At 72.8% G+C, this 23,372-nt stretch carries 21 protein-coding genes; 14 read left to right on the top strand and 7 right to left on the bottom strand.

Annotated features, from left to right (window positions below; all coding sequences use genetic code 11):
• Positions 1-194: 194 nt before the first annotated feature.
• The 4 genes from ACGFJ7_RS36490 to ACGFJ7_RS36475 all read left to right on the top strand — a co-directional run bounded on the left by ACGFJ7_RS36490 (position 195) and on the right by ACGFJ7_RS36475 (position 3,979).
• Positions 195-467, top strand: coding sequence for a hypothetical protein (locus ACGFJ7_RS36490; protein ID WP_392646482.1), 273 nt, complete (start codon positions 195-197; stop codon positions 465-467).
• Between the two features lie 619 nt (positions 468-1,086).
• Complete coding sequence (locus tag ACGFJ7_RS36485; protein ID WP_360253964.1) at positions 1,087-2,433, top strand: ferredoxin reductase family protein; 1,347 nt, start codon at positions 1,087-1,089, stop codon at positions 2,431-2,433.
• A gap of 4 nt (positions 2,434-2,437) precedes the next feature.
• The gene (locus ACGFJ7_RS36480) at positions 2,438-2,842 is read left to right on the top strand and encodes an SRPBCC family protein (protein ID WP_360253962.1); all 405 of its coding nucleotides are present in this window, start codon (positions 2,438-2,440) and stop codon (positions 2,840-2,842) included.
• 87 nt (positions 2,843-2,929) lie between these two features.
• A complete protein-coding gene (locus tag ACGFJ7_RS36475; protein WP_392646480.1) occupies positions 2,930-3,979 on the top strand; it encodes an aldo/keto reductase in 1,050 nt (349 codons plus the stop codon).
• A gap of 75 nt (positions 3,980-4,054) precedes the next feature.
• On the opposite strand, the gene ald is transcribed toward ACGFJ7_RS36475, so the two are convergent.
• The gene (gene ald / locus ACGFJ7_RS36470; RefSeq protein ID WP_360253958.1) at positions 4,055-5,170 is read right to left on the bottom strand and encodes an alanine dehydrogenase; all 1,116 of its coding nucleotides are present in this window, start codon (positions 5,168-5,170) and stop codon (positions 4,055-4,057) included.
• A 127-nt stretch (positions 5,171-5,297) separates the two neighbouring features.
• On the opposite strand from ald, the gene ACGFJ7_RS36465 reads away from it, so the two are divergent.
• From ACGFJ7_RS36465 to ACGFJ7_RS36440, 6 genes are all read left to right on the top strand, one after another.
• A complete protein-coding gene (locus tag ACGFJ7_RS36465) occupies positions 5,298-5,768 on the top strand; it encodes an Lrp/AsnC family transcriptional regulator (RefSeq protein WP_360253956.1) in 471 nt (156 codons plus the stop codon).
• A 92-nt stretch (positions 5,769-5,860) separates the two neighbouring features.
• Positions 5,861-7,051: a GAF domain-containing sensor histidine kinase gene (locus ACGFJ7_RS36460; RefSeq protein WP_360253954.1), complete on the top strand. Its 1,191-nt coding sequence runs from the start codon at positions 5,861-5,863 to the stop codon at positions 7,049-7,051.
• 19 nt (positions 7,052-7,070) lie between these two features.
• Positions 7,071-7,535: a MarR family winged helix-turn-helix transcriptional regulator gene (locus tag ACGFJ7_RS36455; RefSeq protein ID WP_392646477.1), complete on the top strand. Its 465-nt coding sequence runs from the start codon at positions 7,071-7,073 to the stop codon at positions 7,533-7,535.
• Positions 7,532-8,749 carry an MFS transporter gene (locus ACGFJ7_RS36450; protein WP_360253950.1) on the top strand — a complete coding sequence of 406 codons (1,218 nt, stop codon included), beginning with the start codon at positions 7,532-7,534 and terminating at the stop codon, positions 8,747-8,749. Before ACGFJ7_RS36455 ends, ACGFJ7_RS36450 begins: the two co-directional genes overlap by 4 nt.
• A gap of 22 nt (positions 8,750-8,771) precedes the next feature.
• Complete coding sequence (locus ACGFJ7_RS36445) at positions 8,772-9,596, top strand: hypothetical protein (RefSeq protein WP_392646475.1); 825 nt, start codon at positions 8,772-8,774, stop codon at positions 9,594-9,596.
• 195 nt (positions 9,597-9,791) lie between these two features.
• Complete coding sequence (locus ACGFJ7_RS36440) at positions 9,792-10,619, top strand: MBL fold metallo-hydrolase (RefSeq protein WP_392646473.1); 828 nt, start codon at positions 9,792-9,794, stop codon at positions 10,617-10,619.
• On the opposite strand, the gene ACGFJ7_RS36435 is transcribed toward ACGFJ7_RS36440, so the two are convergent.
• Positions 10,610-13,336 carry a tetratricopeptide repeat protein gene (locus ACGFJ7_RS36435; protein WP_392646471.1) on the bottom strand — a complete coding sequence of 909 codons (2,727 nt, stop codon included), beginning with the start codon at positions 13,334-13,336 and terminating at the stop codon, positions 10,610-10,612. The two genes, ACGFJ7_RS36440 and ACGFJ7_RS36435, sit on opposite strands and share 10 nt — an antisense overlap.
• 54 nt (positions 13,337-13,390) lie before the next feature.
• Positions 13,391-14,212, bottom strand: coding sequence for a hypothetical protein (locus ACGFJ7_RS36430; protein WP_392646469.1), 822 nt, complete (start codon positions 14,210-14,212; stop codon positions 13,391-13,393).
• Positions 14,213-14,339: 127 nt separating this feature from the next.
• Between ACGFJ7_RS36430 and ACGFJ7_RS36425 the strand changes: the two genes are divergently transcribed.
• A complete protein-coding gene (locus tag ACGFJ7_RS36425; RefSeq protein ID WP_360253940.1) occupies positions 14,340-15,824 on the top strand; it encodes a SpoIIE family protein phosphatase in 1,485 nt (494 codons plus the stop codon).
• Here ACGFJ7_RS36425 and ACGFJ7_RS36420 read toward each other — a convergent pair.
• Together ACGFJ7_RS36420 and ACGFJ7_RS36415 are read right to left on the bottom strand one after the other, a co-directional pair.
• On the bottom strand, positions 15,811-16,209 hold the full coding sequence (locus tag ACGFJ7_RS36420) for an ATP-binding protein (protein ID WP_392646468.1): 399 nt from the start codon (positions 16,207-16,209) through the stop codon (positions 15,811-15,813). The two genes, ACGFJ7_RS36425 and ACGFJ7_RS36420, sit on opposite strands and share 14 nt — an antisense overlap.
• Positions 16,206-16,559 (bottom strand): STAS domain-containing protein, encoded by a 354-nt coding sequence (locus ACGFJ7_RS36415; RefSeq protein WP_360253936.1) that lies wholly within the window; start codon positions 16,557-16,559, stop codon positions 16,206-16,208. The genes ACGFJ7_RS36420 and ACGFJ7_RS36415 overlap by 4 nt, the downstream gene beginning before the upstream one ends.
• A gap of 135 nt (positions 16,560-16,694) precedes the next feature.
• On the opposite strand from ACGFJ7_RS36415, the gene ACGFJ7_RS36410 reads away from it, so the two are divergent.
• Positions 16,695-17,414 (top strand): laminin G domain-containing protein, encoded by a 720-nt coding sequence (locus tag ACGFJ7_RS36410; protein ID WP_392646467.1) that lies wholly within the window; start codon positions 16,695-16,697, stop codon positions 17,412-17,414.
• 52 nt (positions 17,415-17,466) lie between these two features.
• Complete coding sequence (locus tag ACGFJ7_RS36405; protein ID WP_360253932.1) at positions 17,467-19,299, top strand: protein kinase; 1,833 nt, start codon at positions 17,467-17,469, stop codon at positions 19,297-19,299.
• A gap of 460 nt (positions 19,300-19,759) precedes the next feature.
• Here the strand turns inward: ACGFJ7_RS36405 and ACGFJ7_RS36400 are convergent, their stop codons facing one another.
• Complete coding sequence (locus ACGFJ7_RS36400; protein ID WP_360253930.1) at positions 19,760-20,770, bottom strand: LacI family DNA-binding transcriptional regulator; 1,011 nt, start codon at positions 20,768-20,770, stop codon at positions 19,760-19,762.
• A 117-nt stretch (positions 20,771-20,887) separates the two neighbouring features.
• Between ACGFJ7_RS36400 and ACGFJ7_RS36395 the strand changes: the two genes are divergently transcribed.
• Positions 20,888-21,391 carry a GNAT family N-acetyltransferase gene (locus ACGFJ7_RS36395; RefSeq protein WP_360253928.1) on the top strand — a complete coding sequence of 168 codons (504 nt, stop codon included), beginning with the start codon at positions 20,888-20,890 and terminating at the stop codon, positions 21,389-21,391.
• On the opposite strand, the gene ACGFJ7_RS36390 is transcribed toward ACGFJ7_RS36395, so the two are convergent.
• Entirely contained in the window at positions 21,388-23,346 is a 1,959-nt protein-coding gene (locus tag ACGFJ7_RS36390) for a PAS domain S-box protein (RefSeq protein WP_360253926.1), read from the bottom strand. The genes ACGFJ7_RS36395 and ACGFJ7_RS36390 overlap by 4 nt on opposite strands.
• Positions 23,347-23,372: the final 26 nt, after the last annotated feature.

The raw sequence follows: 23,372 nt of genomic DNA, 5'->3' as shown, positions 1-23,372 counted from the left end.
CGGGCCGGGACAGCGGCATCGCTACCTGCGCGACGGGAAGAGCCTGAGCCGTGCCCGGCGGGGTCTGCGGTGGCGTTACTGGGGGTGTGGCCTGCGGCGGCGTGGCTCGAGCCGAGTTCGGGATGGGCTGGGTCGGTGGCGTCGTGACCGGCTGTGAGGGAGGTGTGGTTGTCGCCGGAGGGCGAGGCAGGGGCATGGCGGCTTGCGCCGGCGGTCGCGGCAACGGCATCGCGGCCTGTGCCGGAGACTGCGGGGCCTTCGAGGGCGTGGTCGAGGGGTGTGCGGAAGACGGCGGGGTCGAGGGCGGCGAGGTCGAGGGCGGCGCGGAAGGCGGCGGGGTCGAGGGCGCCGTGGACGGCGGTGGCGAGGTGGGGGTGGCCACGGCCGGCGGCGCTGAGGGGGAAGCGGTCAGCGGCTGCGTGGTGTCGGCGGTGGCGGGCGAGCCAGGCGTACGCGGCAGCGGTTGAGTCGCGTCGGCCGGCGCGGGCGGAGGAGGCGGTGAGGAGGGTGCCGGCGGGGAAGGTGCCGAGGGTTGAGCGGGAGGGGGTGAGGAGGGTGTCGGCGGGGAAGGTGCCGAGGGTTGAGCGGGAGGGGGTGAGGAGGGTGTCGGCGGGGAAGGTGCCGAGGGCTGAGTGGGAGGAGAAGGGGGTGAGGAGGGCGCCGAGGGCTGAGCCGGAGGAGGCGTACTCGATGGGTCGGCTTTTGTGTCGGCCGGCGGCTTCTCGTTTTTCGCCGACGGGCCGGGAAGGGCGAATGGCTTGGTCGGCTCGTCGCCGGAATCGGGCTGAACAGGGGCGGCGAAAGGCTCGGTGGGCTCCTCCTGGCTTGCCGGCTCGGCCGCTGGAGAAGCCTCGGCGCCGTACACCTGGCCCTCCGGTTGTCGTGGGGCTGGGGCCGGAGCCTTTGGCTCGGCGGGGCCCTCGTTCTCCTGCGAGAGCGGGCGGGTCTCGTCGGTCGGCTTCGGCGGGTGGGTCATCTCTCTCCTTCCGGTCCCGGGTGCCCGGGCGTCCGGCAAGTATTGCCGGAGCGCGCCACCTTTCGTTCGGGTGATTGCGCGTCAGTGGCATTCACCGCTACCTGTGAAGGATGAGTGCCGACACGGAACCCGCGCTGACGCGACGAGGCGGCCCGGTGCTCACGGCGTACGTCATGCTTTGGACGTTTTTGCTCCTTGACCTGGCGATCGTCGAGCTGATGTTCCTCAATCCGGCGACACCGACGTACGACACCCTGACCTCGATCGGTCGGTTTCTGGGGCTGCATCTCGCTTTCGTGATGGCGCTTCAACTGCTGCTGATCGCCCGGCTGCCGTTCCTCGACCGGCGGATCGGGATGGACCGGCTCACCACCTGGCACCGGTGGACGGGATTCACGATTTTCTGGCTCGTGGTGCTGCATCCCACCTTTGTCCTGCTCGGATATGCGCGGCTCGGGAACATTTCATTCCTCGCCGAGGTCGCCGATCTGGCCCGGCAGACGCCGGTTCTGCTGGGCATGATCGCCGCCGGCTTGGCGGGGATGATTGCGGTTTCTTCGGTACGCCTTTCTCGCCGCGCCCTGTCCTACGAGGCCTGGCACGCCGTCCACCTGCTGGTCTACGCCGTCGTGGTGCTCGGCGTGATTCATCAGGTGTACGAGGGCAGCGCCTTCAAGACGAACGGGCTCACCCAGCTCTACTGGTGGGGTTTGTGGGCCTTCGCGATCGGCTCGCTCATCACCGGGCGGCTCGTCGTCCCCCTGGTCCGTAACGCGCGGCACCGGCTGCGAGTCGCCGCGGTCGTCTCCGAGTCGCCCGACGTCGTCTCCGTCCACGTCACCGGCCGTGACCTCGAGCGCCTGCGGGCCCGGCCCGGCCAGTTCTTCCTGTGGCGGTTCCTCGGTCACAACAGGTGGTGGCAGGTCAACCCGTTCTCACTGTCCGCCGCGCCGGACGGTCGCTCGCTGCGGCTGACGGCCAAGGGCATCGGCGTCACCAGCGCCGGCTTGCGACACCTTCCCCTCGGTACGAGGGTGTTCGCGGAGGGCCCGTACGGCGCGTTCACCACGACACGCCGCGTCCGCGAGAACGCGGTCCTGATCGCCGGCGGCATCGGCGTCACCCCGATCCGGGCGCTGCTCGAGGACGAGACCCTGACCGGTGACATCGTCGTCCTGTACCGTGCGCGCACGCCGGCCGACGCGGTGCTGCTTCCGGAGTTGCAGAACCTGGCCCGGTTGCGCCGGGCGCGCCTGCACCTGCTCACCGGGCGTACAAGCGCGGGGAACCAGCCGTTCAGCGCCGGCAACCTGCTCGAGCTGGTGCCCGACATCGCCCAGCGTGACGTCTTCGTCTGCGGTCCGTCCGCGATGACGACCGCGGTCCTGCGCGGTCTGCGCCAGCTCGGTGTGCCGGCCCGCCAGCGCCACGCCGAGACGTTCCGCCTGGCAAGCTGACGGCATGGCCACCGACACAGCGCACCTGGCGGAACGCGTCGACCGTCCCGCCGGCGAGGTCTACGCGTACGCCTCGAACCCCGCCAATCTCCCGGAATGGGCCCCCGGCCTGGGCCAGGGCGTCGAACAGGCCGACGGCGACTGGTTCGTCCTGACCGGCACCGGCCGCGTCAAGGTCACCTTCGCCCCACCGAACGACTTCGGCGTCCTCGACCACTGGGCCACGTTCCCCGACGGCCAGACCTTCCTGAATCCGTTGCGCGTGGTCCCGTACGGCGAAGGCTCCGAGATCGTCTTCTCGGTCCGCCGCGCCCCCGGCACCTCGGACGCCGATTTCGCCCGCGACACCGCCCTGGTCGCCGCCGACCTGGCCCGCCTCAAGCAGATCGTCGAGTCCCGCGCTCTCTGATCAGGTGGCACGCCGCTTCCGGTGGACAGGTCGCTTGCGGAGGGGAAGGCTGGTCGGAGCTACACCGAACCGGAAAGAGGTATGACAATGCAGTACCGGCAGCTCGGCCGCACCGGCCTCCGGGTTTCCACCTTCACCCTGGGCACCATGGGCTTCGGCGGCACCGGTTGGGCCACCCCGGTCGGCCAGATCGACGTGTCCGGCGCGCGCGAGCAGATCGCGATCGCCCGGGACGCGGGTGTCAACCTCATCGACACCGCCGACGTCTACTCGGCGGGCCTGTCCGAGGAGATTCTCGGCGAGGCGCTCGGCGGCGACCGCGACCAGGTGCTCATCGCCACCAAGGCGCGCATGCCGATGGGCGACGGGCCGAACGACGCGGGCCTGTCCCGCCACCACATCGTGCGGGCCGCCGAGGCCAGCCTGCGGCGGCTCAACACCGACTACATCGACCTGTACCAGGTGCACGAGTGGGACGGGCACACCCCGCTCGAGGAGACCCTGACCGCCCTCGACGACCTGGTCCGCAGCGGCAAGGTCCGCTACATCGGCTGCTCCAACTACGCGGCCTGGCAGATGATGAAGGCCCTGGCCATCTCCGACGCGCGGCACCTCGAGCGTTTCGCCAGCACCCAGGTGTACTACTCGCTGCAGAACCGCGACATCGAGGCCGAGATCGTTCCGGCCGTGGTCGACCAGGGGCTGGGCATCCTGGTCTGGAGCCCGCTGGCCGGCGGCCTGCTCTCCGGCAAGTACCGCCGCGGCGTCGAGGCCCCGGCCGGCAGCCGCCACCTGAGCGAGTGGTCGGAACCGCCGATCAACGACGAGGACAAGCTGTACGACACGATCGAGCTGGCCGTGAAGATCGGCGAGTCGCACGGTGTGTCGGCGGCGCAGGTGGCCCTGTCCTACATCGCCCAGAAGCCCGGCGTGACCTCGCTGATCGTCGGCTCCCGCACCCCGGCCCAGCTGCGCGACAACCTGGCCGCGGCCGACCTGGAGCTGACCGCCGACGAGGTCAAGGCCCTCGACGACGTCAGCGGCGAGCCGCTGCGCTACCCGTTCTGGCACCAGCGCAACACGAGCTCCGACCGTCTCTCGGCGGCCGACCTCACCCAGATCCAGCGCCACCTCTGATTCGAACCCGTTTGTGCCCGCGGCCCGCGGTGGCCGCGGGCACAAGTGTTTCCACGGGCGCGGCTTCGGGGCGGGTCAGCCGAGGGCGGCCGCGATCTCCACCGACGGCAGCCCGAGCGCGGCGCCGACCTCGGCATTGGTCAGGCGCCCATCGTGCACGTTCAGCCCCAGCGCCAGCGCCGGGTCCTGGCCCAGCGCGTCCTTCCACCCCAGATCGGCCAGCTTCACCGCGTACGGCAGGGTCGCGTTCGTCAGCGCGTACGTCGACGTGTTCGGCACCGCCCCCGGCATGTTCGCGACGCAGTAGAAGACCGACTCGTGCACCTTGTACACCGGGTCCTCGTGGGTCGTCGCGTGCGAGTCCTCGAAGCACCCGCCCTGGTCGATGGCGATGTCGACCAGCACCGAGCCCGGCTTCATCCGCTTCACCAGGTCGTTCGAGACCAGCTTGGGGGCCTTCGCGCCGGGCACCAGCACCGCGCCGATCACCATGTCGGCCTCCAGGAGCGACTGCTCGATGGCGTACGACGACGAGACCAGGGTCTTGACCCGGCCGCCGAACTGGGCGTCGATCTGGCGCAGGCGGGGGAGGGACAGGTCGAGTACGGTCACGTCGGCGCCCAGGCCGAGGGCGATGGTGGCCGCGTTGACGCCGGAGACGCCGCCGCCGATGACGGTGACCTTGGCCGGGCTGACGCCGGGTACCCCGCCGGGCAGTACGCCGCGGCCGCCGCTGTTGCGCATCAGGCTGTACGCGCCGACCTGCGGGGCGAGGCGGCCGGCGACCTCGGACATGGGGGCCAGCAAGGGCAGCGAGCCGTCGGCCAGCTGCACCGTCTCGTACGCGATGGCGGTCGTGCCGCTGGCGAGAAGCGCCTTTGTGCCTTCGGCGTCGGCCGCCAGGTGCAGATAGGTGAAGACGACCTGGTCCTTGCGGAGGCGGTGGTATTCGGAGGCGATCGGCTCCTTGACCTTGAGCAGCAGGTCGGCCTGCTCCCAGACGGCGTCGGCCTCGTCGAGGACGGCAGCGCCCGCGGCGATGTAGTCCTCGTCGGTGATGGCGGAGCCCGCGCCGGCGCCGGCCTGGATGACCACGTCGTGGCCGCGGCGGACGAACTCGGCGACGCCGGCCGGCGTGATCGCCACCCGGTACTCGTGGTTCTTGACCTCGGTCGGCACACCGATCCGCATGGCTGTCTCCTTCATCACGCCGTTGTGGCCCTTAGCGTGAAACGATGTGCTGCCACCACGCAAGATGACCGAATATGATTCTGATTGGCGGCAGAAACAAGAGGAAGATGCGGACAGGGGCCTCGTGGTGACCGATCAACCGAAGGATCTTCGAGCTCTGGATCACATCGACCGCGAGTTGCTGACCCTGCTCGAGGCCGACGGCCGCATGCCCAACAACGCCCTCGCCGAGCGGGTCGGTATCGCCCCCTCCACCTGCCTGACCCGGGTCCGGCGGCTGCGCGAGATCGGTGCCATCCGCGGCTTCCACGCCGACGTCGACCCGGCCTGGATCGGCCGGCCCATCGAAGCCATGATTGCCGTACGGATCCGGTCGGAGTCCCGCGACGCGATCGGCAAGTTCGCGTCCTCCCTGGCCGACATCCCGGCCGTACGGGACGTCTATTTCGTCTCCGGCTCGTACGACTTCCTCCTGCATGTGGCGACCGCCGACGTCGAAGACCTCCGTGCCGTGATCACCGAACGCCTCAGCGGCACGCGGCTGATCGCCGGCACCGAGACGTACCTGATCTTCGAGCACCGCCGCGGGCAGGGTTGATCCCCCTCTGCACCGGGGCCATCACTCAACAAACCGCGGCGCCGGCCGACCCTTTCTCATGGTGGAGTCAGCTCGAGACGAGGACGGGCGAGATGTCGGACACTCTGGTCGCGGAGCGCGAGCGCCTGGCGGCGCTGCACGGCTACCGCGTGCTGGACACCGCGCCGGAGAGCGACTTCGACGACATCGTGGTCCTGGCCGCCCAGCTCTGCCGCGCCCCGATGGCGGCGATCAGCCTGATCGACGGCGAGCGGCAGTGGTTCAAGTCGCGGATCGGCATCGAGGCCTGCGAGGTCGCCCGCGACCGGTCGTTCTGCGCGCACGCCATGTTCAGCGACGGGATCATGCAGGTGCCCGACGCCCGGCTCGACCCGCGGTTCCGCGACAACCCGGCCGTCACCGGCGACCCACACGTCGTCTTCTACGCCGGCGCGCCGCTGGTCACCCCGGCCGGCCAGGCGCTGGGCGCGCTCTGCGTGATCGGGCCCGAGCCCCGGCTGCTGACCCCGGCCGAGGCGACCGGGCTGCGCACCCTGGCCCGGCACGTGATGGCTCAGCTGGAACTGCGGCAGTACGCCCACGGGCTGAACGCGCGGCTGCGCGACGCCGACCGGGTCCGCGACGAGTTCCTGTCCCGGGTCACCCACGAGCTGCGCACGCCGCTGACCTCGATCAACGGATACCTGGAGCTGCTGGGTGACGGCGAGAGCGCCGACGGCGAGTTCGTGGCCCGGATCCGGCGCAACTCGGAGCGGCTGACCGCCCTGGTCGACGACATGCTGCTGGCGGCGAGCACCGGCCGGGAGCGCCTGGTGCTGAACAAGCGTGAGCTCGACCTGGCCGAGATGGCCCGGGACGCCGTACGGCGTAACGTCGGCCTGGCCCTGACCCGGCGCCTCGACATCATCGCCGACGCGCCGCTGCCGGTGATGGTGGAGGCCGACCAGGAGCGGCTCGGTCAGGTGCTGGAGCGGCTGCTGCTGAACGCGGTCAAGTTCACCCCGCGCGGCCGCATCACCGTGCGCGCCTCGGTCCGGGGCGACGACGCCGTGCTCGAGGTGCGCGACACCGGCATCGGCATGAGCGCCGAGGAGAGCGCCCGCGCGCTGACCCCGTTCCGCCGCTCGGCCGCCGCCGAACGCCACGAGGTCCAGGGCGCCGGTCTGGGCCTGAGCATCGTCAAGGCCATCGTCGACGGTCACCACGGCACCCTCCGCATCGACAGCGAGCCCGGCCGCGGCACCGCGATCGTGGTGACCCTCCCGTTGAGAGAAACTGTATAAGCGCTGTTACATTGCTCAGGTGGACCTCCTCGACAGCAATCACTGGAGCGACCTGCACGCGTTGCTGGCCGCGCTCGACTCGGACATCGCCGATCTGTACGCCGCCGGGGACATGCCGGAAGTCCGGACGCGGTTCGTCGGGCCGCTCATCGCGCTGCACCGCTTCGGCCCGATGACGATCCGGGCGCTGTCCGAACGCCGCGGCGTGAGCCACTCGGCGATGAGCCAGACGGCGGCCGCCATGACCAAAGCCGGCCTGGTCGAGAGCGTTCCCGGCGACGACGGGCGGACCCGGCCGATCCGGCTCACCGCGCGGGCGGCCGAGATCATGCCGTTCCTCGTGGCCGAGTGGCGGGCCACCGAGGCCGCCGTCCGGGAGCTCGACGCCGAACTGCCGTACTCGCTCACGCAAGTCACCGCCGATCTGCGGGAGCTGCTGGCCCGGCGGCCGTTCGCCCAGCGCCTGCGGGACCACCTCGGATGAGGGCGCTGGCCGACCTCAGCCCGCTGCGCGAGAACCGCACGTTCCGCCGGCTGTGGCTGGGCACCACCGCCTCCGGCTTCGGCGGGCAGTTCGGCTCGTTCGCGGTCCTCTACTACGTCTGGGACCGCACGCACAGCGCGGCCGTCGTGGGCCTCGTCGGGCTGGCCGTCGGCGTACCACTAATTGTCTTGGCTCTTGCCGGTAGTGCCTTCGTCGACCACGTCGACCGGCGGCTGCTCACCCTGCGGTGCACCGTCGCGCAGATCGTGGTGAGCGCGGCCATGACCTTCGTGGCGTTCACCGACACCGGCGGCGTGCCCGCGATCCTGCTGCTCACCGCCGTCCAGTCGGCGATCGGCGGCCTCAACGCGCCCGCCCGTCAGACGTTCGTGCCGGCCCTGCTCACCGGCGAACGCCTCGCCGCCGGGCTCGCCCTCAACCACCTGTCGTTCCAGCTCGCCATGCTCGCCGGACCGGCCACCGCGGGCGCGCTCACCGCCATCGCCGGCGTCGGCTGGTGCCTGGCCTTCGACACGCTCACCTACGGTTTCGCGCTGTTCGGGGTCGCCGGTCTGCCGCCCGGCGTCCCCACCTCCGAGGGCCGGTCCGGCGTGCGGGCGGTCCAGGCCGGTTTGCGGTACGCCGTGAGCACCCCCCAGGTGCGAGGGGCGCTGCTGGCCGACCTGGCGGCCACGGTCCTGGCCATGCCGTTCGCCCTGTTCCCGGTCATCAACCAGGAGAAGTTCGGCGGCCGCCCGGAAATCCTGGGCCTGTTCGCCACGGCCGTCGCGGTCGGCGGCGTCCTCGCCTCGGTCCTGTCCGGCCTGGCCACTCGCAACCCGCACCCCGGCCGCATGCTGCTGGCCTGCGGCGCGCTGTGGGCGGTCACGCTCGGCCTGGCCGGCCTGAGCACCAGCCTGTACGCGGTCCTGGGCTTCCTCGCCGTGGCCGGATTCGCCGACACGTGGGCCGTGGTCTCGCGCGGAACCGTCGTCCAGGGCTCCACACCGGACACCTACCGGGGCCGGGTGGCCGCCCTGGAACACATCGCCGGCGCGGCCGGCCCGCACCTCGGCAACCTCCGGGCGGGCCTGGTCGCCTCCCTCACCTCGGGCGGCGCCGCCCTGGCCATCGGCGGCGCCCTGGGCGTGCTGGGGACGGCGTTGATCGCCCTGACCATCCCGGCTCTGCGCCGCTATCGCATTCCCGCTTGACCCCCATGCCACCATCCTCGGCGTGGGCTCTGACGCGTGGATTCACCTGTTCGACTACGAGCGTTACCGCGCCGAGGTCGTGCCCGGCGTGCTGGACCTGCTCCGCGGCGGCGCCGTGCCGCCGTGGCTGGCGCGGCTGCCCGCAAGCGAGTGGACCGACATGTGGTGGCCGATGGCCGAGCGCCTGCGCGCCCGGCCGGTCGACCTGGCCGCGTACTGCCTGTGGCTCGGGGCGGATCTCGGCTACCTGGGCAACGAGCCGGTGATGCGGCCGGACGGCGCCCGGCAGTGGCTGCGGTGCCCGTCGACGACCTGCCCCGAGCGGACCCGGTGCTCCTTCCACGCCACGGCGGAGCAGGAGAACGTCGAAGAACTCGCTTTCCTGTACGCGGCCTGGGTCACCCTCCGCTGCCTCGGCGAGGGCCAGTTCGTCGGGCGCTCGGCCCGGCCGTCGGGTTACCGGCCGCTGCTCGACCACCTCGGCGTACCCGAAAACGATCCGATCCGCCTGCACCTGGCGGCGCTCGACGTTCGGGGCGCCGTCGTGGGCTTCGAGTTCGAGAACACCGACGGCACCTACGGCTGGCTGACCCCGGCCGAGACCGCCGACCTGGCCACCCGCCTCGACCGGCTCGACCTGCCCCGCTACGAGCCGACCTTCGCGGCCGCGTCGGCCGCGTTCGGCGCCTTTCACGGGGAGCCGGCCGGCGAGCTCGGCTGGCCGGCCCTCACGCTGTCGTTCGTTCGCACGGCCGCCACCGTCGCCGCCACCACCGGCCAGGGGATCCTGTGGGGCGGCGACCTCTACCCGGAATCCTGGCGCGACCTGCTCGGCCTGACCGCCTGAAGCGGCGGAGAACGGCCGGCGGCGGCCGGGCCGCGATCGCCGACCGGCTGGACGGCACCGACGCCGGCGGCGTCGTGGGCGCCCGCACCGGCGTCGGCGGACTGCCCGCGGAGTGGCTGTCCGCCGCCGAGCCGGTGTCCCTTCGCCAGTCTCTCGACTGATAGCGGGTGCGATCCGCCACGGCACTGTGGACGGGTGCTCACCATTGACGTCTTCACCAGCGGATACAAGCCGATCGTGGCGGACGGCCACGACGCACCGACCTGGCCCGCCAGTACCTCGACGCTGATCGCCGGCGAGCGGGACGCGGTCCTGGTCGACGCGCTGATCACGGCGGCCGAGGCCGGCCGGCTCGTCGAGTGGATCAGAAGCAAGGACCGGAACCTGACCCACGTGTACGTCACGCACGGCCACGCCGATCATTTCCTCGGGCTCTCCGTGGTCCAGCGGGCCTTCCCGGCCGTCACCGCGGTGGCCCTGCCCGAGGTCGTCCCGTACGCCCAGGAGCAGGTCGCGCCCGGCTATCTGGCCTACTGGGAGTCGCTGTTCCCGGGCCAGCTGCCGAGCGGGCCGCCGGTGGTGCCGGTCCCGCTGGACGGTGACGTGATCCTGCTCGAGGGTGCGGAGATCCGGCCGGTGGCGGTCGGGCAGAGCGACACCCACCCGTCGAGCGTGGTCCACGTGCCCGGCGCGGAGGCGGTCGTGGGCGGGGACGTGGCCTACGACGGCATCCACATGTGGCTGGCGCAGACCGACCGGGCCGCCCGGCGGCGCTGGCTGGCCGCGATCGACACGGTCGAGGCGCTGCGGGCGCGGCGGATCGTGACCGGGCACCGCGATCCGGGCGCCCCGGACGAGGACGCCGCCCGGATCCTCGCCTTCTCCCGGGGCTACCTGACGGCGTTCGACGAGGCGCTGACCGGCGCGCCGGACGCCGCCGCCCTGATCGCCGCCATGGACGCCGCGTATCCGGGGCTCGGGAACCCGTACACGCTGAGCGCTTCCGCCCTTGGTCAGTTCTGACGGCTCTCGGCCGCGGTGGCGAAGTCGTCGAGGAGGCGGGCCAGGCCGCTGACCGACTCCTCGGGCAGCACGGCGGTGACCGCCCGGCGGAAGTCCTGTTCGCCGAGGGCGGCGCGCAGGCGGGCCAGGTCGGCCACCTCGAGGCGGGCGTCGGGCAGGCCGAGGGAGATCTCGATGGCCAGCGCCTGACAGTGCAGGGCGACGGCCTCGCTGAGGCGGTTGGTGAGCGTGCAGAGCAGGGCGAGCCGGTGCTGGCCGGTGGCCAGGCCGGTCCGGTTGCCGTTCTCGGCGTCCAGCAGCAGCGCCTGCCGCAGGCGGCGCTCGGCCCCGGCGTGGTCGCCGCGGTCCTCGGCCAGCCGGCTCAGCTTGTGGCCGATCGTCGCCTGCTGGACCCGGTCGCCGGCCGTCTCGCTCACCGACAGCGCCCGCTCGAGCAGCCGTTCGGCCTCGGCCGTCTCGCCGCGCCGGTGGGCCAGCAGGCCCAGGTAGTGCAGCAGGGTGCCGGCGTCGCGGCTGCCCGGCTCGACCCAGCCCAGGGTCTGTTCGCAGACCGCGCGGGCCCAGTCCCAGGCCGACCACATGTCGAGGCGCTCGCGTACCAGGAAGCTGAGCCGGATCGCCTCGTCCACCCGCCCGGCCCGGAACAGGTGGTACCGGGCCTCGATGAGGTCGTCCAGATCGGCGACCGGGTCGCCGTCCCGGGGGCGTACGCGGTGCCGGTAGTAGTCGGCCGCACGGCCGTGTGCCGCCGCCGTGTCCTGGGGGTGGAGCCGGGCGATGGACGCGGCGGTCCACGGGTGGACGGTGTGCCGTACCCCGTCCTCGTCGGCGATCTCGCTGACCAGCCCCAGACCGGCGAGCGTCTCCAGGCCGTCCGGCAGGCCCGGCAGGGCGCTCTGCCGCACCAGCGCCGGCTCGTCGGCCGGGCGGCGGTAGACGGCGGCGCCCACGAGCAGCCGCCGGCTGTCGTCGTCGAGCAGCGCGAGCAGGTCGCCCAGCACGGCGTCGTTGACGGTGGTGGCGATCGCCTCGGCCAGGGCCAGGCCGGCCCGGCGGTCGTCGGCGGCGGCCGAGCGCAGGTCGGCCGCCCACCGCCCCGGCTCGGGCACACCCTGCCGGGCCAGCAGCTCCTCGAACCGGCCGGCCACCTCGCCGAACCCGGCGTCGCCACGGCGCAGCAGCGCGTCGAGATGTTCCAGCGTGCGCGGGTGGCCGCCGGTGCCGGCCCAGGCGCGGTGCTGCTCGGCCGGGGTGAGGGCGGCCAGCGCGGGCAGGCGCGAGCCCAGCACCCGGGCCTCGGCCTCGGTGAGCGGGCCGAGGTGGTGCTCGGTGAGCTGTTCGTGCAGGTTGCCGGGGAGGGTGAACGGGAGGCGGCTGGTGATCAGCAACCGGTGCGGTCCGGGCTCGCGGATCCACCGGGCCAGGAAGGCGGCCAGACCGGGGTCGGCCGGTTCGGCCCGGTGCCCGGCCCGGCGCGCCCGCGGGTCGATCGCGAAGTCGTCGACGACCAGGGTGACCGGCCGGGAGCCGAGCACGGCGAACGCGGTGGCGAGCCGGTCGCGCCAGAATTCCTCGGGTGTACGCAGGTAGGCCGCGAGCCGGCGCCGGCGGTCCTCGGCCGCCGTCCGGGCCGCCGACGGCTCGTCGGCCAGCAGCCGCCCGAAGGTGTCGAGGATCTGCTCGCCGGTGTCGGTCCCGCTGACCCGCAGCACCAGTCCGGCGTCGTCGCCGAGCCGGCGCACCAGCTCGCCGGCGAGGCTGCTCTTGCCCATGCCGCCCAGGCCGTGCAGCACCACCCCGGCGTGGCCGGGCCGGCGCACGTCTTCCAGCAGGGTTCGCAGGTCGTCGCGGCGGCCGACGAAACCCTCGGGCTCGTCCATATCGGTCACGGTAACTCCGTGCAGCGGCGTGGGCGCGCCCCGGCAGTACAGAACGGGCGCTGTCCACTCCGTGCCGCCGGCCAGCCGGCGCGCCCCGGCGACGGCGCCGGGCACCGACGGGAAGCCGGCGAGCAGCCGGTAGAAGTGGCCGAGGAAACGCGCCGCGTACCCGTCGGTGACCGGCTCGGTCAGGGCCAGGACCTGCGGTACGCCGGCCGCCAGGAGCTCGGCCACCCGGGCCCGCCCGGTGACGACGACCAGGCCCGGGCGGGTACCGGAGGGAAGCCACTCGGCGTCGTCGAGGTGCGCCACGTGCACCGGCTCGCCGGTCGCCTCCCCGTCGAGGATCCGCAGACCGGGGCCGGGCTCCACCACGTCGAGCAGTCGTTCCAGGTCGCCCCCGGCCAGGATCCTCAGTGGGCCCGGCAGGGTGCCGGTGGGGTAGGCGACGCCGGGGGCCGAACGGTACATCCGCACGTTCGGGTGCAGCCCGAGCGGCTTCCCGGTGCCGGGGACGACCAGCGCCTCCCACGGCAGGTCCTCGTCCGCGCGCACCTCGAGCAGCAGGTCTCCGGCCTCGACGAGCCGGCGCAGGGCGTCGCCCACCGCCGCCGGCGCGTAGATCCGGGCCAGCTCGTCCCCGGCCGCGCGCAGGGCCTCGCCGACCGGCGCGGCCGAGCGCGCCACCACTCCGGCGCCGTCGAGCCGGCGGGCGCGGCGCAGGTCGCGAAGCCGCTCCGCGAGACGGTCACCGGCGCCCACCGGCGCGGCGACGGCCTGACCGCGCGCGGCGACCTCGACCGTGCCCGCGTCGACGCGTAGCCTTCCGGACTCCACACTCTCAGTGAACCCCGGAGCGCACGGGAGACGAACTACCCCGAACGGTCAGACCTACCGCTCGGCCTGAGCCTCGTCCTCGTCGCCGACCTGGTCCTCCTCGCTGTGCCGCTGAGCCGGGACGGCGTCCTCACGGTCGTCCGGGGCACCGTGCCGCGGGCCGGTCTCCGGCTCGCCGAGGTCGCCGGTGACCTGCGGCTGGTCGACCCAGAGGGCACGCAGCTGACCCTGCATGAAGGTGGTGAGCCGGGACCGGTACTCCCGGTCGAACGACTCCAGCGCCTCGATCTGCTGCTGGAGCGCCTCGCGCTTGCTGCCCAGGCTGCCCACGACGTCGTCGTAGCGCTGGCGGGCCTGCTGGTTGAGGTGGTCGGCGTTGGCCTGCGCGTCCTGGGCGATCGACTCCGACTGGGCGCGGGCCTCGGAGAGGATCTTCTCCGCGTTGCGGCGGGCCTCCTCGGTCCGGGCGTGCGAGTCGCGGGCGATCTGCTCGGCGGCGGCGCGGGCGTCGGAGAGGATCTTCTCGGCCTCACGGCGCACGTTGTGGGCGTGCACCTGCGCGTCGCGGGCGATCTGCTCGGCGGCGGCCAGCGCGTCCGTACGGATCTTGTCGGCCTGGTGGTGCGCCCGCGCGACGTGCTCCTCGGCGGTGCGCTGGGCCAGGGTCAGAACCTGCAGGGCCTGGTTCGGGTGCTGACCCGGCTGTCCGGGCTGGCCGGGCTGGGCGGCCGGACCGGGCTGAGCGGTGCCGTTCTGTGCCTGCGCGCCCGCCGGCTGGGCCGGGGCGACGAGGGCGTGCTCCGAGGTCTGGCTGTCCGTTGACGTCCCATTGAGCAGCACTTTGACACGATCCTTCATGCGGTTGTTGTCGGACACGGGGTAAGACCTCCGAACCTGAGAGTCGCGGGATGCTATCAAGCTGAACTGGCAGTTCGCGAGGTCTTGTCACCCGGGGATGTCCCCGACGTACCGGGCGTGCGTCGCCGCCCACTACGCTGAGCGCATGGCCGGCGACGAGGTGGCCCGGGTCGTTCAGGAGATGCTCGCCGTCATCCCGGTGGGCTGCTCCTGGCTGCTCCCGGTCACGGCCCCGGACGGCGCCGTGCGTGACTTCCGGGTCGCCGCGGCCAGCGGTCAGGGCCGCGACATCTACCGCCGGGGCACGAGCCGGGTCGACCGCCTGCTGAGCGAGCTGTACCCCAGCATCGTCGGCGGCGAGCTCTGGCAGATCTACCTCGACGTCGTACGGACCGGCGAGCCCCGCGTGTACAAAGAGTTCGGCTACGACGAGAGGAAGGCCGGCGTCGTCGCGCACTCCCTGTTCGACGTCACCGTGCACCCCGTGCTCGGCGGCCTGCTGGTCTGGTGGCAGCGTCTCGACGAGGACCGCCGCCGGATGGCCAACACCGAGATGCTGGGCAGCCTCGGCTGGACCGAGTTCGACCTGATGACCGGGACCAGCGAGTGGTCGCCCGGCATGTACCGGATCTTCGAGCGGGACCCGGATCTGGGGCCGATGTCGCGGGTGGAGCAGGCGGCGGCGATGCTGCCCGAGGACCGCGGCGTCGCCGAGACGGCCTGGCAGAGCATGGACAGCGGCGGAACGGCCGACGTCACGGTGCGCTTCGCCGTCGGGCACGGGATCAAGCACCTGCGGATCCTCTCCGACGTCACCACCGACGCCGGCGGCCGGCCGTTGAAGATCAACGCGGTGGTGCAGGACGTGACCGCGCGGGAGAGTTCCCGGACGGCCATCGACCGTCTCCGCGACCAGCTGCGCACCCGGGAGATGACCGCCCTGGCCGAGCATCGCCTGGCCGGCCAGCTCCAGCACATGATCCAGCCGGTGCCGCGCGAGCCGTTCCCGCTGCCCGGCCTGGAGGTTCTGGTCCACTACCTGCCGGCCGAGAACACGGTGCAGGTCGGCGGCGACTGGTATCACGCGCAGGAGCTCACCGACGGGCGCGTGCTGCTGGCGGTCGGCGACGTGGCCGGGCACGGGCTGGCCGCGGCGAACGGGATGGCGCACCTGCGGTTCGCGCTGATCGCCTGGCTGTCCATCGGGGTGCACGACCCGGCGACGCTGCTGCGGCACCTCAACCGGCTGTGCGGGCAGCTGCGGCTGACCGGTACGGCCGTGCTCGGCGTCTTCGACCCGGCGACCCGGTCGCTGGCCTGGGGCCGGGCCGGGCACGCGCCGCCGTTGCTGGCCCGCGGCGGGCACGCGCGCCCGCTCGAGCTTCCGGTGGGCCTGCTGCTCGGCGCCGACGGCGAGGCGGCGTACGAAATCGCGACCTCGGCCCTCGCCCCTGACGATCTTCTGCTGCTCTACACGGACGGCCTGGTCGAGCGGCGCAGCGGTCCGCCGCTGCTGCCGCGCGTGCTCGACACGCTGGCCGCGGCGGCCGGCGCCCTGCCCGCGGTGACGACGATCAACCGGCCGAGCCCGGACGACGACACCTGCACGGTGCTGGTCAAAGTTCTATGAGGTCCAGAGCCAGCCGTACGCGGGTGCCCTCGGCGGCCGCCTCGACGCCCACCTCGTCGCAGACGCGCTCGACGATGGCCAGGCCCCGCCCGCGCAGCGCGTCGGCGGCCGGCATGTCGCGCCCCAGCACCCGCATCGGCCCGCCGTCGATCACGTCGCAGTAGACCCGGCCGTCCGAGGCCCACAGCCGCACCCGGCCCCCGCCCTCGGTGTGCTGCAGGGTGTTCGTGGCGAGCTCGCTGACCGCGAGGGTGAGCAGATCGGCGCGGCTGCCGGGCAGGCCGAGGGCGGTGGCGTGCAGCCGGACGAAGTCGCGCAGCGGGGCCAGATCGCCGGGCTCGTGGTAGGTGGTCTCGTACGGCGCGGTGGCGGGTTCGGTGTTCATCCGCCGGTCCTGCGCTCTACCGCGGGCGGGGCGGCGTCGCTCAGCAGGCCGGCGACGCCGGTGATGTCGAGGACGGCCGCGACCGCGCCCTTGGCGTTGACCACGACCAGGCGGCCGTGGCGGCCGAGGGCGGCGTGGTGGGCGGTGATCAGGCCGTGCACGCCGGTGGAGTCGAGGAAGCCGACCTCGGCGAGGTCGACCACGACGCGGGGGTGACTTCCGCCGGCGGCGGTGAGCGCGGCGTCGAGGACGGTCAGCAACTCGTCCCGTACGGAAAGGTCGCAGTCGCCGGAGAGGACCACCCTGGTCTCGCCGGCTCCCTCGAAGGTTCGTGCCTCGAAGCGCGCCATCGCGAACATCATGTCATCCGGGCGCTTTCTTCCCAACCAAGTCCACTCGTTATTGAAGCTTCACCCTCGGGGACGCCCGCCGCATGCGTACACTCAAACCGTCAAAACGGATATAGCGCGCCTACGGGGATAACCATGAAGAAACGGCACTTTTGGATGGTCTCCGTGGCGGCCTTCGCGGCGGTCACCGCCGTCGCGGCGCCGGCCTCCGCCTCGGCCGAGCACGAGATCGCGTTCTGGGGGATGAACGAGGCCCCCGGTTCCTCAACGATGCGGGACGGCAGCGGGCACGGCTTCAACGGGCGGATCGGCCGCGACATCGGCGTCGGCCTGCGCACCGACGACGGGTACGGATACCGCTTCGACCGCCTCGAGCCGGACACCCCGCCGACCCGCCCCGGGCACCTGGCGGTCGTGCCCGACGACGCCGAGCTCGACCCGGGAAGCCGCGACTACGCGGTCACCGTGCGACTGCGCACCCGCGAACACTTCGGCAACATCATCCAAAAGGGACAGGCCACCGTCTCCGGCGGCAGCTACAAGATCCAGATCCCGAACGGGAAGGTCCAGTGCTGGTTCCGCGGCACCTCGACCGCGCTGCTGGTGACCGCGCCGCGGGCCATCAACGACGGGCGCTGGCACACGGTCCGCTGCGAACGGACCGACGACGGCGTCTTCCTGACGATCGACGGGCGTACGGTCGCCGGGCGCTACGGCTGGACCGGCGCGATCGCCAACTCGTGGCCGGTCGCCATCGGCGGCAAGACGGACTGCGACCAGGTCGACGTCGGCTGCGACTACTACGCCGGCGACATCGACTACATCGCGATCGAGGTTGACCAGCACGCCTGGTGACAGTCGGCTCACCCGAGTTGACACCCGCCGGAATCCGGGCGAATGTTCCCTCGTGAGCGAAGACTGGCCGAGCGCGGGAAGCCTGCTGGCTTCGCGGTACCGCCTGGCCGAGCTCCTCGAGATCGGTGGCATGTCGCAGATCTGGCGTGCCGACGACGAGCTGCTGGCGCGCCCGGTCGCGGTGAAACTGCCGCTGGGCGCGCAGGTGGTGTGGCGCGAGGCCCGCATGGCGGCGAAACTGCAGCACCCGAACATCGCCGCGGTGCACGACTACCGCGAGGCGGTGCGCCCGGACGGCTCAATCACCCCGTTCGTGGTGATGGAACTGCTGGCCGGCGAGTCGGTCGCGGCCCGCCTGGAACGCGAGCCGATCGGCCTGCCCGAGGCGGCCCGCATCGGCGCGGCGGTGGCCGACGCGCTGGCCGCGGCCCACGCGTCCGGCGTCGTGCACCGCGACATCAAGCCCGGCAACGTGATGCTCACCCCGACCGGCGTGAAGATCCTCGACTTCGGCATCAGCGCCACAGCCGGCGAGCCGGACGACGACGAGTCCGGCTCCACATTCGGCACCCCGGCCTACGTGGCCCCCGAGCGCCTCGACGGCATGCCGTCCGAGCCGGCGACCGACGTGTACGGCCTGGGCGTCCTGCTGTTCGAGATGGTGACCGGCGACCCGCCCTACCCGGTGGACACGTGGGAGGAACTGGCCGAGGCCCGAACCCGGGGCCCTCACCGCTTGCCACCCGACCTCCCGGGGGCGTTCCGCGACCTGGTGGACCGCTGCCTGGACGAGTCTCCCACCGCCCGCCCGACGGCGGCCGAGGTCCGCTTCGACCTGACCGCCCTGTGGCTCAAAGCGGAGCCCGCCCACGTCGCTCCGCCCGGCAGCTCGGCCACCCAGCCCGGCCCTTTCCCGTCGCCGGCATCCGCCGCGCCGCTCACCCCGCCGGCCTCTCCCGGTCAGCTCGCACCCTCCGCCCGCTACGACGGCTTCGCGCCGGGAAAGCGCCCCTCTCCGTCGGCCGGCCTCGAGCCCGACGACCGGCCTCACCCGCCGGGCGGCGTTGAGCCCGAGGACCGACCTCACCCGCCGGGCGGCTTTGAGTCCGACGGCCGCCCTCACCGGTCGGGCGGTTTCGCGGCGGGGGAGCGGCCCGATGTGTCGGCGGGGTTCGCGCCTGGCCGGGCCGCGCCGGCGAGCCGAGCGCTCAACGCCGGACGAGGCTCCAGCGCGGAGGACGGTCTTAACGCGGGGAGCGGCTTCAACATGGGACGAGGCTTCGCCGCGGGACGAGGTTTTGCCGCGGGACGAGGTTTCCGCATGGGCCGAGAGTCCGGCGTCGGGCGGACGGCCGCGAGTGGTCGTGCGCCGGCCCCGACGCTCGCGCTGACCAAGCCGCCGGGCCGCCGAATGGCTCTGATCGTGGGGGTCACGGCGCTCGTCGCGGCCCTGGCCGGGTCGTTCGTCGTGATCAACTGGCCGGCGAACGAGAAGATCGACGCCAATCCGGAGCTGCCCCCGCCGCCCGTGGTCGTCACGTCCACAATAGAGGCGCCCCCGACGCCGGCGACCACGGCGCCGCCGACGTCGTCCTCGCCGGCGCCGAAGCCGGCCCCGACGCTCAGCTTCGACGACGCCGTGAGCCGTTTCCGCCGCGCGGTCGAGCGCGGCGCCGCCGGCGGCGACATCCGCTCCGACGTGGCCACCGACCTGCTGAACCTGGTCCGCCCCCTGACCCGCTCCGGCGGCAACACCGGCGACCAGGTCGATGCGTTACGCCGCAAAATCGACGACCGCGCCGGCGAGGGCAGCGTGTCCTCCGCCCAGGCCGCACTGCTCCGCTCCCGTCTCGCCGACGTCGACAAGGCCGCCCGCACGTTGTGATCCCGCGCCCGCCCGCGCTCGCGGCGGGGAAAAGCCGGGCCGCACTCGATCCCGCTCGCGGCGGGGTAAGCCCGGCCGCGCCTGGTCCCGCTCGCGGAGGAACGTCGGGCCGCGCCTGGTCCCGCTCGCGGAGGAACGTCGGGCGGCCTCCGATTCCGCTCGTGGGGAACGTCGGGCCGCGCCTGGTCCCGCTTGCGGGGGAACGACGGGCCGCCTCCGATTCCGCTTGCGGGGAACGTCGGGCAGCCCGGTCCCGCGTGCGGGGGAAAGTCGGGCCGCGTCCCGTCCTGCTCGCGGAGAAGGGCGGGCCGTGGCGGCGTGGATCGGCCGGGCCGTGGCAGGTCAGGCACTTGACGGAGGGGAAGGCCGGGCCGTGGCAGGTCAGGCTCTTGGCGGAGGGAAAGCCGGGCCGTGGCCTCTCGGGCACGTGCGCGAGGGAAGGGCGGGCCGTGGGCGGGGGTCAGGCTGAGCCGCGGATGACCAGGCGGGTGGGGAGGACCACCTGGGTTTCGGCGGGCTCGTCGCCGTCTATTTTGGCCAGCAGGAGGCGGACCATTTCGCGGCCCATTTCGGCTATGGGCTGGTCGACGCTGGTCAGGGAGGGCTCGGTGTGGCGGGTGATCACCGAGTCGTCGAAGCCGATCACCGCGACGTCCTCGGGGACGCGGCGGCCGTGCTGGCGCAGCACGCGCAGGGCGCCGGCCGCCATCATGTCCGAGGCGGCGAAGACCGCGTCCAGGTCGGGGTACTGCTCCAGCAGCCGGTACATCGCCGCGGCGCCGCTTTCCTCGCTGAAGTCGCCGAAGGCCACCGGGCCGTCGCCCACCACGTCGCGGTAGCCCTCGAGGCGGCCGATGCCGGCCGCCATGTCGAGCGGGCCGGTGATCGCCGCTATCCGGCGGCGGCCCCGCGACCACAGGTACGACACCGCCTCCCGCGCGCCGCCCCGGTTGTCGGCGTCGACATAGGAGCCCCGGTCCGCGTACGTGGGCCGGCCCGCCCGGACCGTGGCCACCCCCCGCTCCTCGAGCACCGCCGGCAGCGGGTCGTCGCCGTGCAGCGACAGCAGCAGCGCCCCGTCCACGTGCTGGCGGGTCAGGTAGCCCTCGAGCCGCCGCCGCTCCTCCGGCGCCTGCGCGATCATCAGAACCATCTGGAGGTTGCGCGCCACCAGCACCGAGGAGGTCGCCTGCACGATGCGGCCGAAGAAGGGCTCGGCGAAGAACCGCTCCCCGGACTCGAAGATGACCAGCGCGATCGAGTCGGTCCGCTGGGTCACCAGCGTCCGGGCGGCCCGGTTGGGCACGTACCCCAGTTCCTGGATGGCTTCCTCGACGGCCTGCCGGGCGCGCGGGCTCACCTGCGCCGACCCGTTGACCACGCGTGACACCGTTCCGCGGCCCACGCCGGCCCGCGCGGCGACCTCTTCCAGCGTCGGCCGCCCCGTCGCCCTGTTCCGCTCGGTCGTCATCGCCTGGCACCTTCCTCCGCGCGCGAAAAGGTGGTCGCGCCCGACACAAAGTACCTGGCCCGCGCAGCCTGCCCTAATGCGGTCGCGCCGCGATGGTGGCACCGTTACCGTCGGCGCGTGCGCGTCCGAGACTTCGAAGATCACGATTGGCCCGCGGTCTGGTCGATCATCCACCAGGTGGTGACGGCCGCCGACACTTTCCCGTACGACCCGACGATGTCCGAACAAACGGCCCGCGCCATCTGGATCGAGGGCCTGCCCGGCCGCACCGTGGTCGCCGTCGACGAGCCGTCCGGCCGGGTCCTGGGCACCGCCAAGATGGGCCCGAACCGGCCCGGCCCGGGTTCGCACATCGCCACCGCCAGCTTCATGGTCGCCGCCGGGGCGCGAGGCCGCGGGGTGGGCACGCTTCTCTGCCGCGACGCGCTCTTCTGGGCGCGTTCCCAGCCGTACGACGGAATGCAGTTCAACGCGGTCGTCGCGTCGAACCACGCCGCCGTCTCCCTGTACCAGCGCTTGGGTTTCGCCATCCTGGGCACCGTGCCCGGCGCTTTCGCCCACCCCACCCAGGGCCGGGTGGGGCTGCATTTGATGTACCAGAGTTTCGATCGGCGAGGCTAGTCGAGGCACTGCCGTAACGCGGTCAGGAGCTGGTTCTTGCTGAACGGCTTCTCGACCAGGGTGACGTCGGGGTCGAGGGTGCCCTGGGAGGCGAGGACCGGGCGGGCGTAGCCGGACATGAAGAGCACGGCGGTGCCGGGGCGGGTCTCGGCGAAACGCTCGGCCAGGTCCTTGCCGAGCATGTGGGGCATGACCACGTCGGTCAGCAGGACGTCGATCGGGCCCTCGTACTCGGCGGCCAGGGTCAGCGCGGCCGGGCCGTCGGGCGCGACCAGCACGTGGTGGCCGGCGCCGGACAGGATGCGGCGCAGCACGTCGCGCAGGGCGGGTTCGTCCTCGACGGCCAGGATCGTGCCCCGGCGGTAGTCGTCGGCCGGCGGTTCGGCCGGGGGCTCGGCCTCGGCCGGGGCGGCGTCGGTGGTGGGCAGCAGGATGGTGAAGGTGGTGCCCATGCCGGGTTCGGAGTAGACGTTGAGGTCACCGCCGGCCGCGGTGACGATGCCGTACACCGTGGCCAGGCCGAGGCCGGTGCCCTTGCCGGCGGGCTTGGTCGTGTAGAACGGCTCGAACGCGCGCTCGATCACCTCGGGCGGCATGCCGGTGCCGGTGTCGCTGACCCGCAGCCGGACGTACCGGCCGGTGCGCAGGTGCGGGCGGCCCGACGCGTAGTCGTCGTCGACGTGGAGCACCTCGGTCTCCAGGGTCAGCTCGCCGCCGCGCGGCATGGCGTCGCGGGCGTTCACCGCGAGGTTGACCAGCACCTGGTCGAGCTGGCCGGGGTCGGCGGTCACCGACGGCAGGTCCGGGGCCAGCCGTACGGTCAGGGCGATGTGCTCGCCGATCGAGCGCCGCAGCATCTGCTCGATGTCGGTGACCACCTCGTTGATGTCGAGCGGCCGCGGCCGTACCACCTCGCGGCGGGCGAAGGCGAGCAGCTGGTGGGTGAGGTCGGCCCCGCGCTGGGCGGCCTTGGAGATCTGCTCGGCGTCGCCGGTGATCTCGGTGAGCCCGGCGTCGGTGGCCGCCTCGGCGATGAAGGTGGCGTAGTTGGCGATCACCGCGATGAGGTTGTTGAAGTCGTGCGCGACCCCGCCGGCCAGCTGGCCCAGACCCTCGAGGCGCTGCGCGCGCTGGAGCTGTGCCTCCATCCGGGCCCGCTCGGCTTCGGCCTGGAGCTGCCGGTACCGGTCGTCGGCGCGGATCCGGTCGGTGATGTCGCGGATCACCGCGCACCGCATCCGGCCGTTCTCGGTCGGCAGCACGCTCATCGACACCTCGACGGGCACGGTGCTGCCGTCGACGCGGTGGGCCAGGGTCGGTGTGGGCGGGGTTCCGGGGGCCAGCAGCTCGGCCGGGGACTCGTCGGCGTCCCGGCGCGGGGCCGGGTCGTCCGGCAGCGACGGCGTGAGCAGCCGGCTCACGTCGCGGCCGATCAGCTCGTTGCGGGTGAGGCCGAACAGCAGTTCGGCCTGGGTGTTGGACAGGGTGATCCGGCCGTCGTCGCCGACGCCGACGAACGCGTCCGGCGCGGCTTCCAGCAGCGCCTGAAGGCTGGACTCGAGCCGTTCCCGGGCGCTGGTGGCGCGGGCCATCACGGTGAAGCCGAGCAGGTCGCCGTCGTCGCCGGCCAACGGCGACACGCTCAGGGTGACCGGGATCCAGCGGCCGTCGCGGTGCCGCCGGCGGGTACGGAATCGTTCCATCCGGGCGCCGGCCGAGATCAGGGCGAACATCTCCCGCTGATCGGCCCGCCGGTCGGGCGCCACGAGCAGGTCGAGGTCGCGCCCGACGATTTCCTCGGGGGAGTAGCCGAGCAGTGCCTGGGCGGCCGGGTTCCAGGAGAGGATGGTGTAGTCGCGCCCGACGGTGTAGATCGCGTCGTGGGCCGAGCCCACGATGGCCCGGAGCAGGTCGGCCTGCTCGGACAACCCGGAATTACCGCGCGATCGGACCATATGACGTCTACGTTAACGATTCGGTT

This window comes from Actinoplanes sp. NPDC048988 (assembly GCF_043197815.1).
Classification (GTDB): domain Bacteria; phylum Actinomycetota; class Actinomycetes; order Mycobacteriales; family Micromonosporaceae; genus Actinoplanes.
This window is presented reverse-complemented; position numbering and strand designations above follow the sequence as displayed.

What these genes read in the sequence shown, in the direction of transcription:
- ACGFJ7_RS36425 (WP_360253940.1), top strand. Translation starts at nt 14,340, where the DNA reads ATGGCCGGCGACGAGGTGGCCCGGGTCGTTCAGGAGATGCTCGCCGTC.
- ACGFJ7_RS36415 (WP_360253936.1), bottom strand. Translation starts at nt 16,559, where the DNA reads ATGGCGCGCTTCGAGGCACGAACCTTCGAGGGAGCCGGCGAGACCAGG.
- ACGFJ7_RS36480 (WP_360253962.1), top strand. Translation starts at nt 2,438, where the DNA reads ATGGCCACCGACACAGCGCACCTGGCGGAACGCGTCGACCGTCCCGCC.
- ACGFJ7_RS36450 (WP_360253950.1), top strand. Translation starts at nt 7,532, where the DNA reads ATGAGGGCGCTGGCCGACCTCAGCCCGCTGCGCGAGAACCGCACGTTC.
- ACGFJ7_RS36490 (WP_392646482.1), top strand. Translation starts at nt 195, where the DNA reads ATGGCGGCTTGCGCCGGCGGTCGCGGCAACGGCATCGCGGCCTGTGCC.
- ACGFJ7_RS36410 (WP_392646467.1), top strand. Translation starts at nt 16,695, where the DNA reads ATGAAGAAACGGCACTTTTGGATGGTCTCCGTGGCGGCCTTCGCGGCG.
- ACGFJ7_RS36460 (WP_360253954.1), top strand. Translation starts at nt 5,861, where the DNA reads ATGTCGGACACTCTGGTCGCGGAGCGCGAGCGCCTGGCGGCGCTGCAC.
- ACGFJ7_RS36420 (WP_392646468.1), bottom strand. Translation starts at nt 16,209, where the DNA reads ATGAACACCGAACCCGCCACCGCGCCGTACGAGACCACCTACCACGAG.
- ACGFJ7_RS36475 (WP_392646480.1), top strand. Translation starts at nt 2,930, where the DNA reads ATGCAGTACCGGCAGCTCGGCCGCACCGGCCTCCGGGTTTCCACCTTC.
- ald (WP_360253958.1), bottom strand. Translation starts at nt 5,170, where the DNA reads ATGCGGATCGGTGTGCCGACCGAGGTCAAGAACCACGAGTACCGGGTG.
- ACGFJ7_RS36485 (WP_360253964.1), top strand. Translation starts at nt 1,087, where the DNA reads ATGAGTGCCGACACGGAACCCGCGCTGACGCGACGAGGCGGCCCGGTG.
- ACGFJ7_RS36390 (WP_360253926.1), bottom strand. Translation starts at nt 23,346, where the DNA reads ATGGTCCGATCGCGCGGTAATTCCGGGTTGTCCGAGCAGGCCGACCTG.
- ACGFJ7_RS36400 (WP_360253930.1), bottom strand. Translation starts at nt 20,770, where the DNA reads ATGACGACCGAGCGGAACAGGGCGACGGGGCGGCCGACGCTGGAAGAG.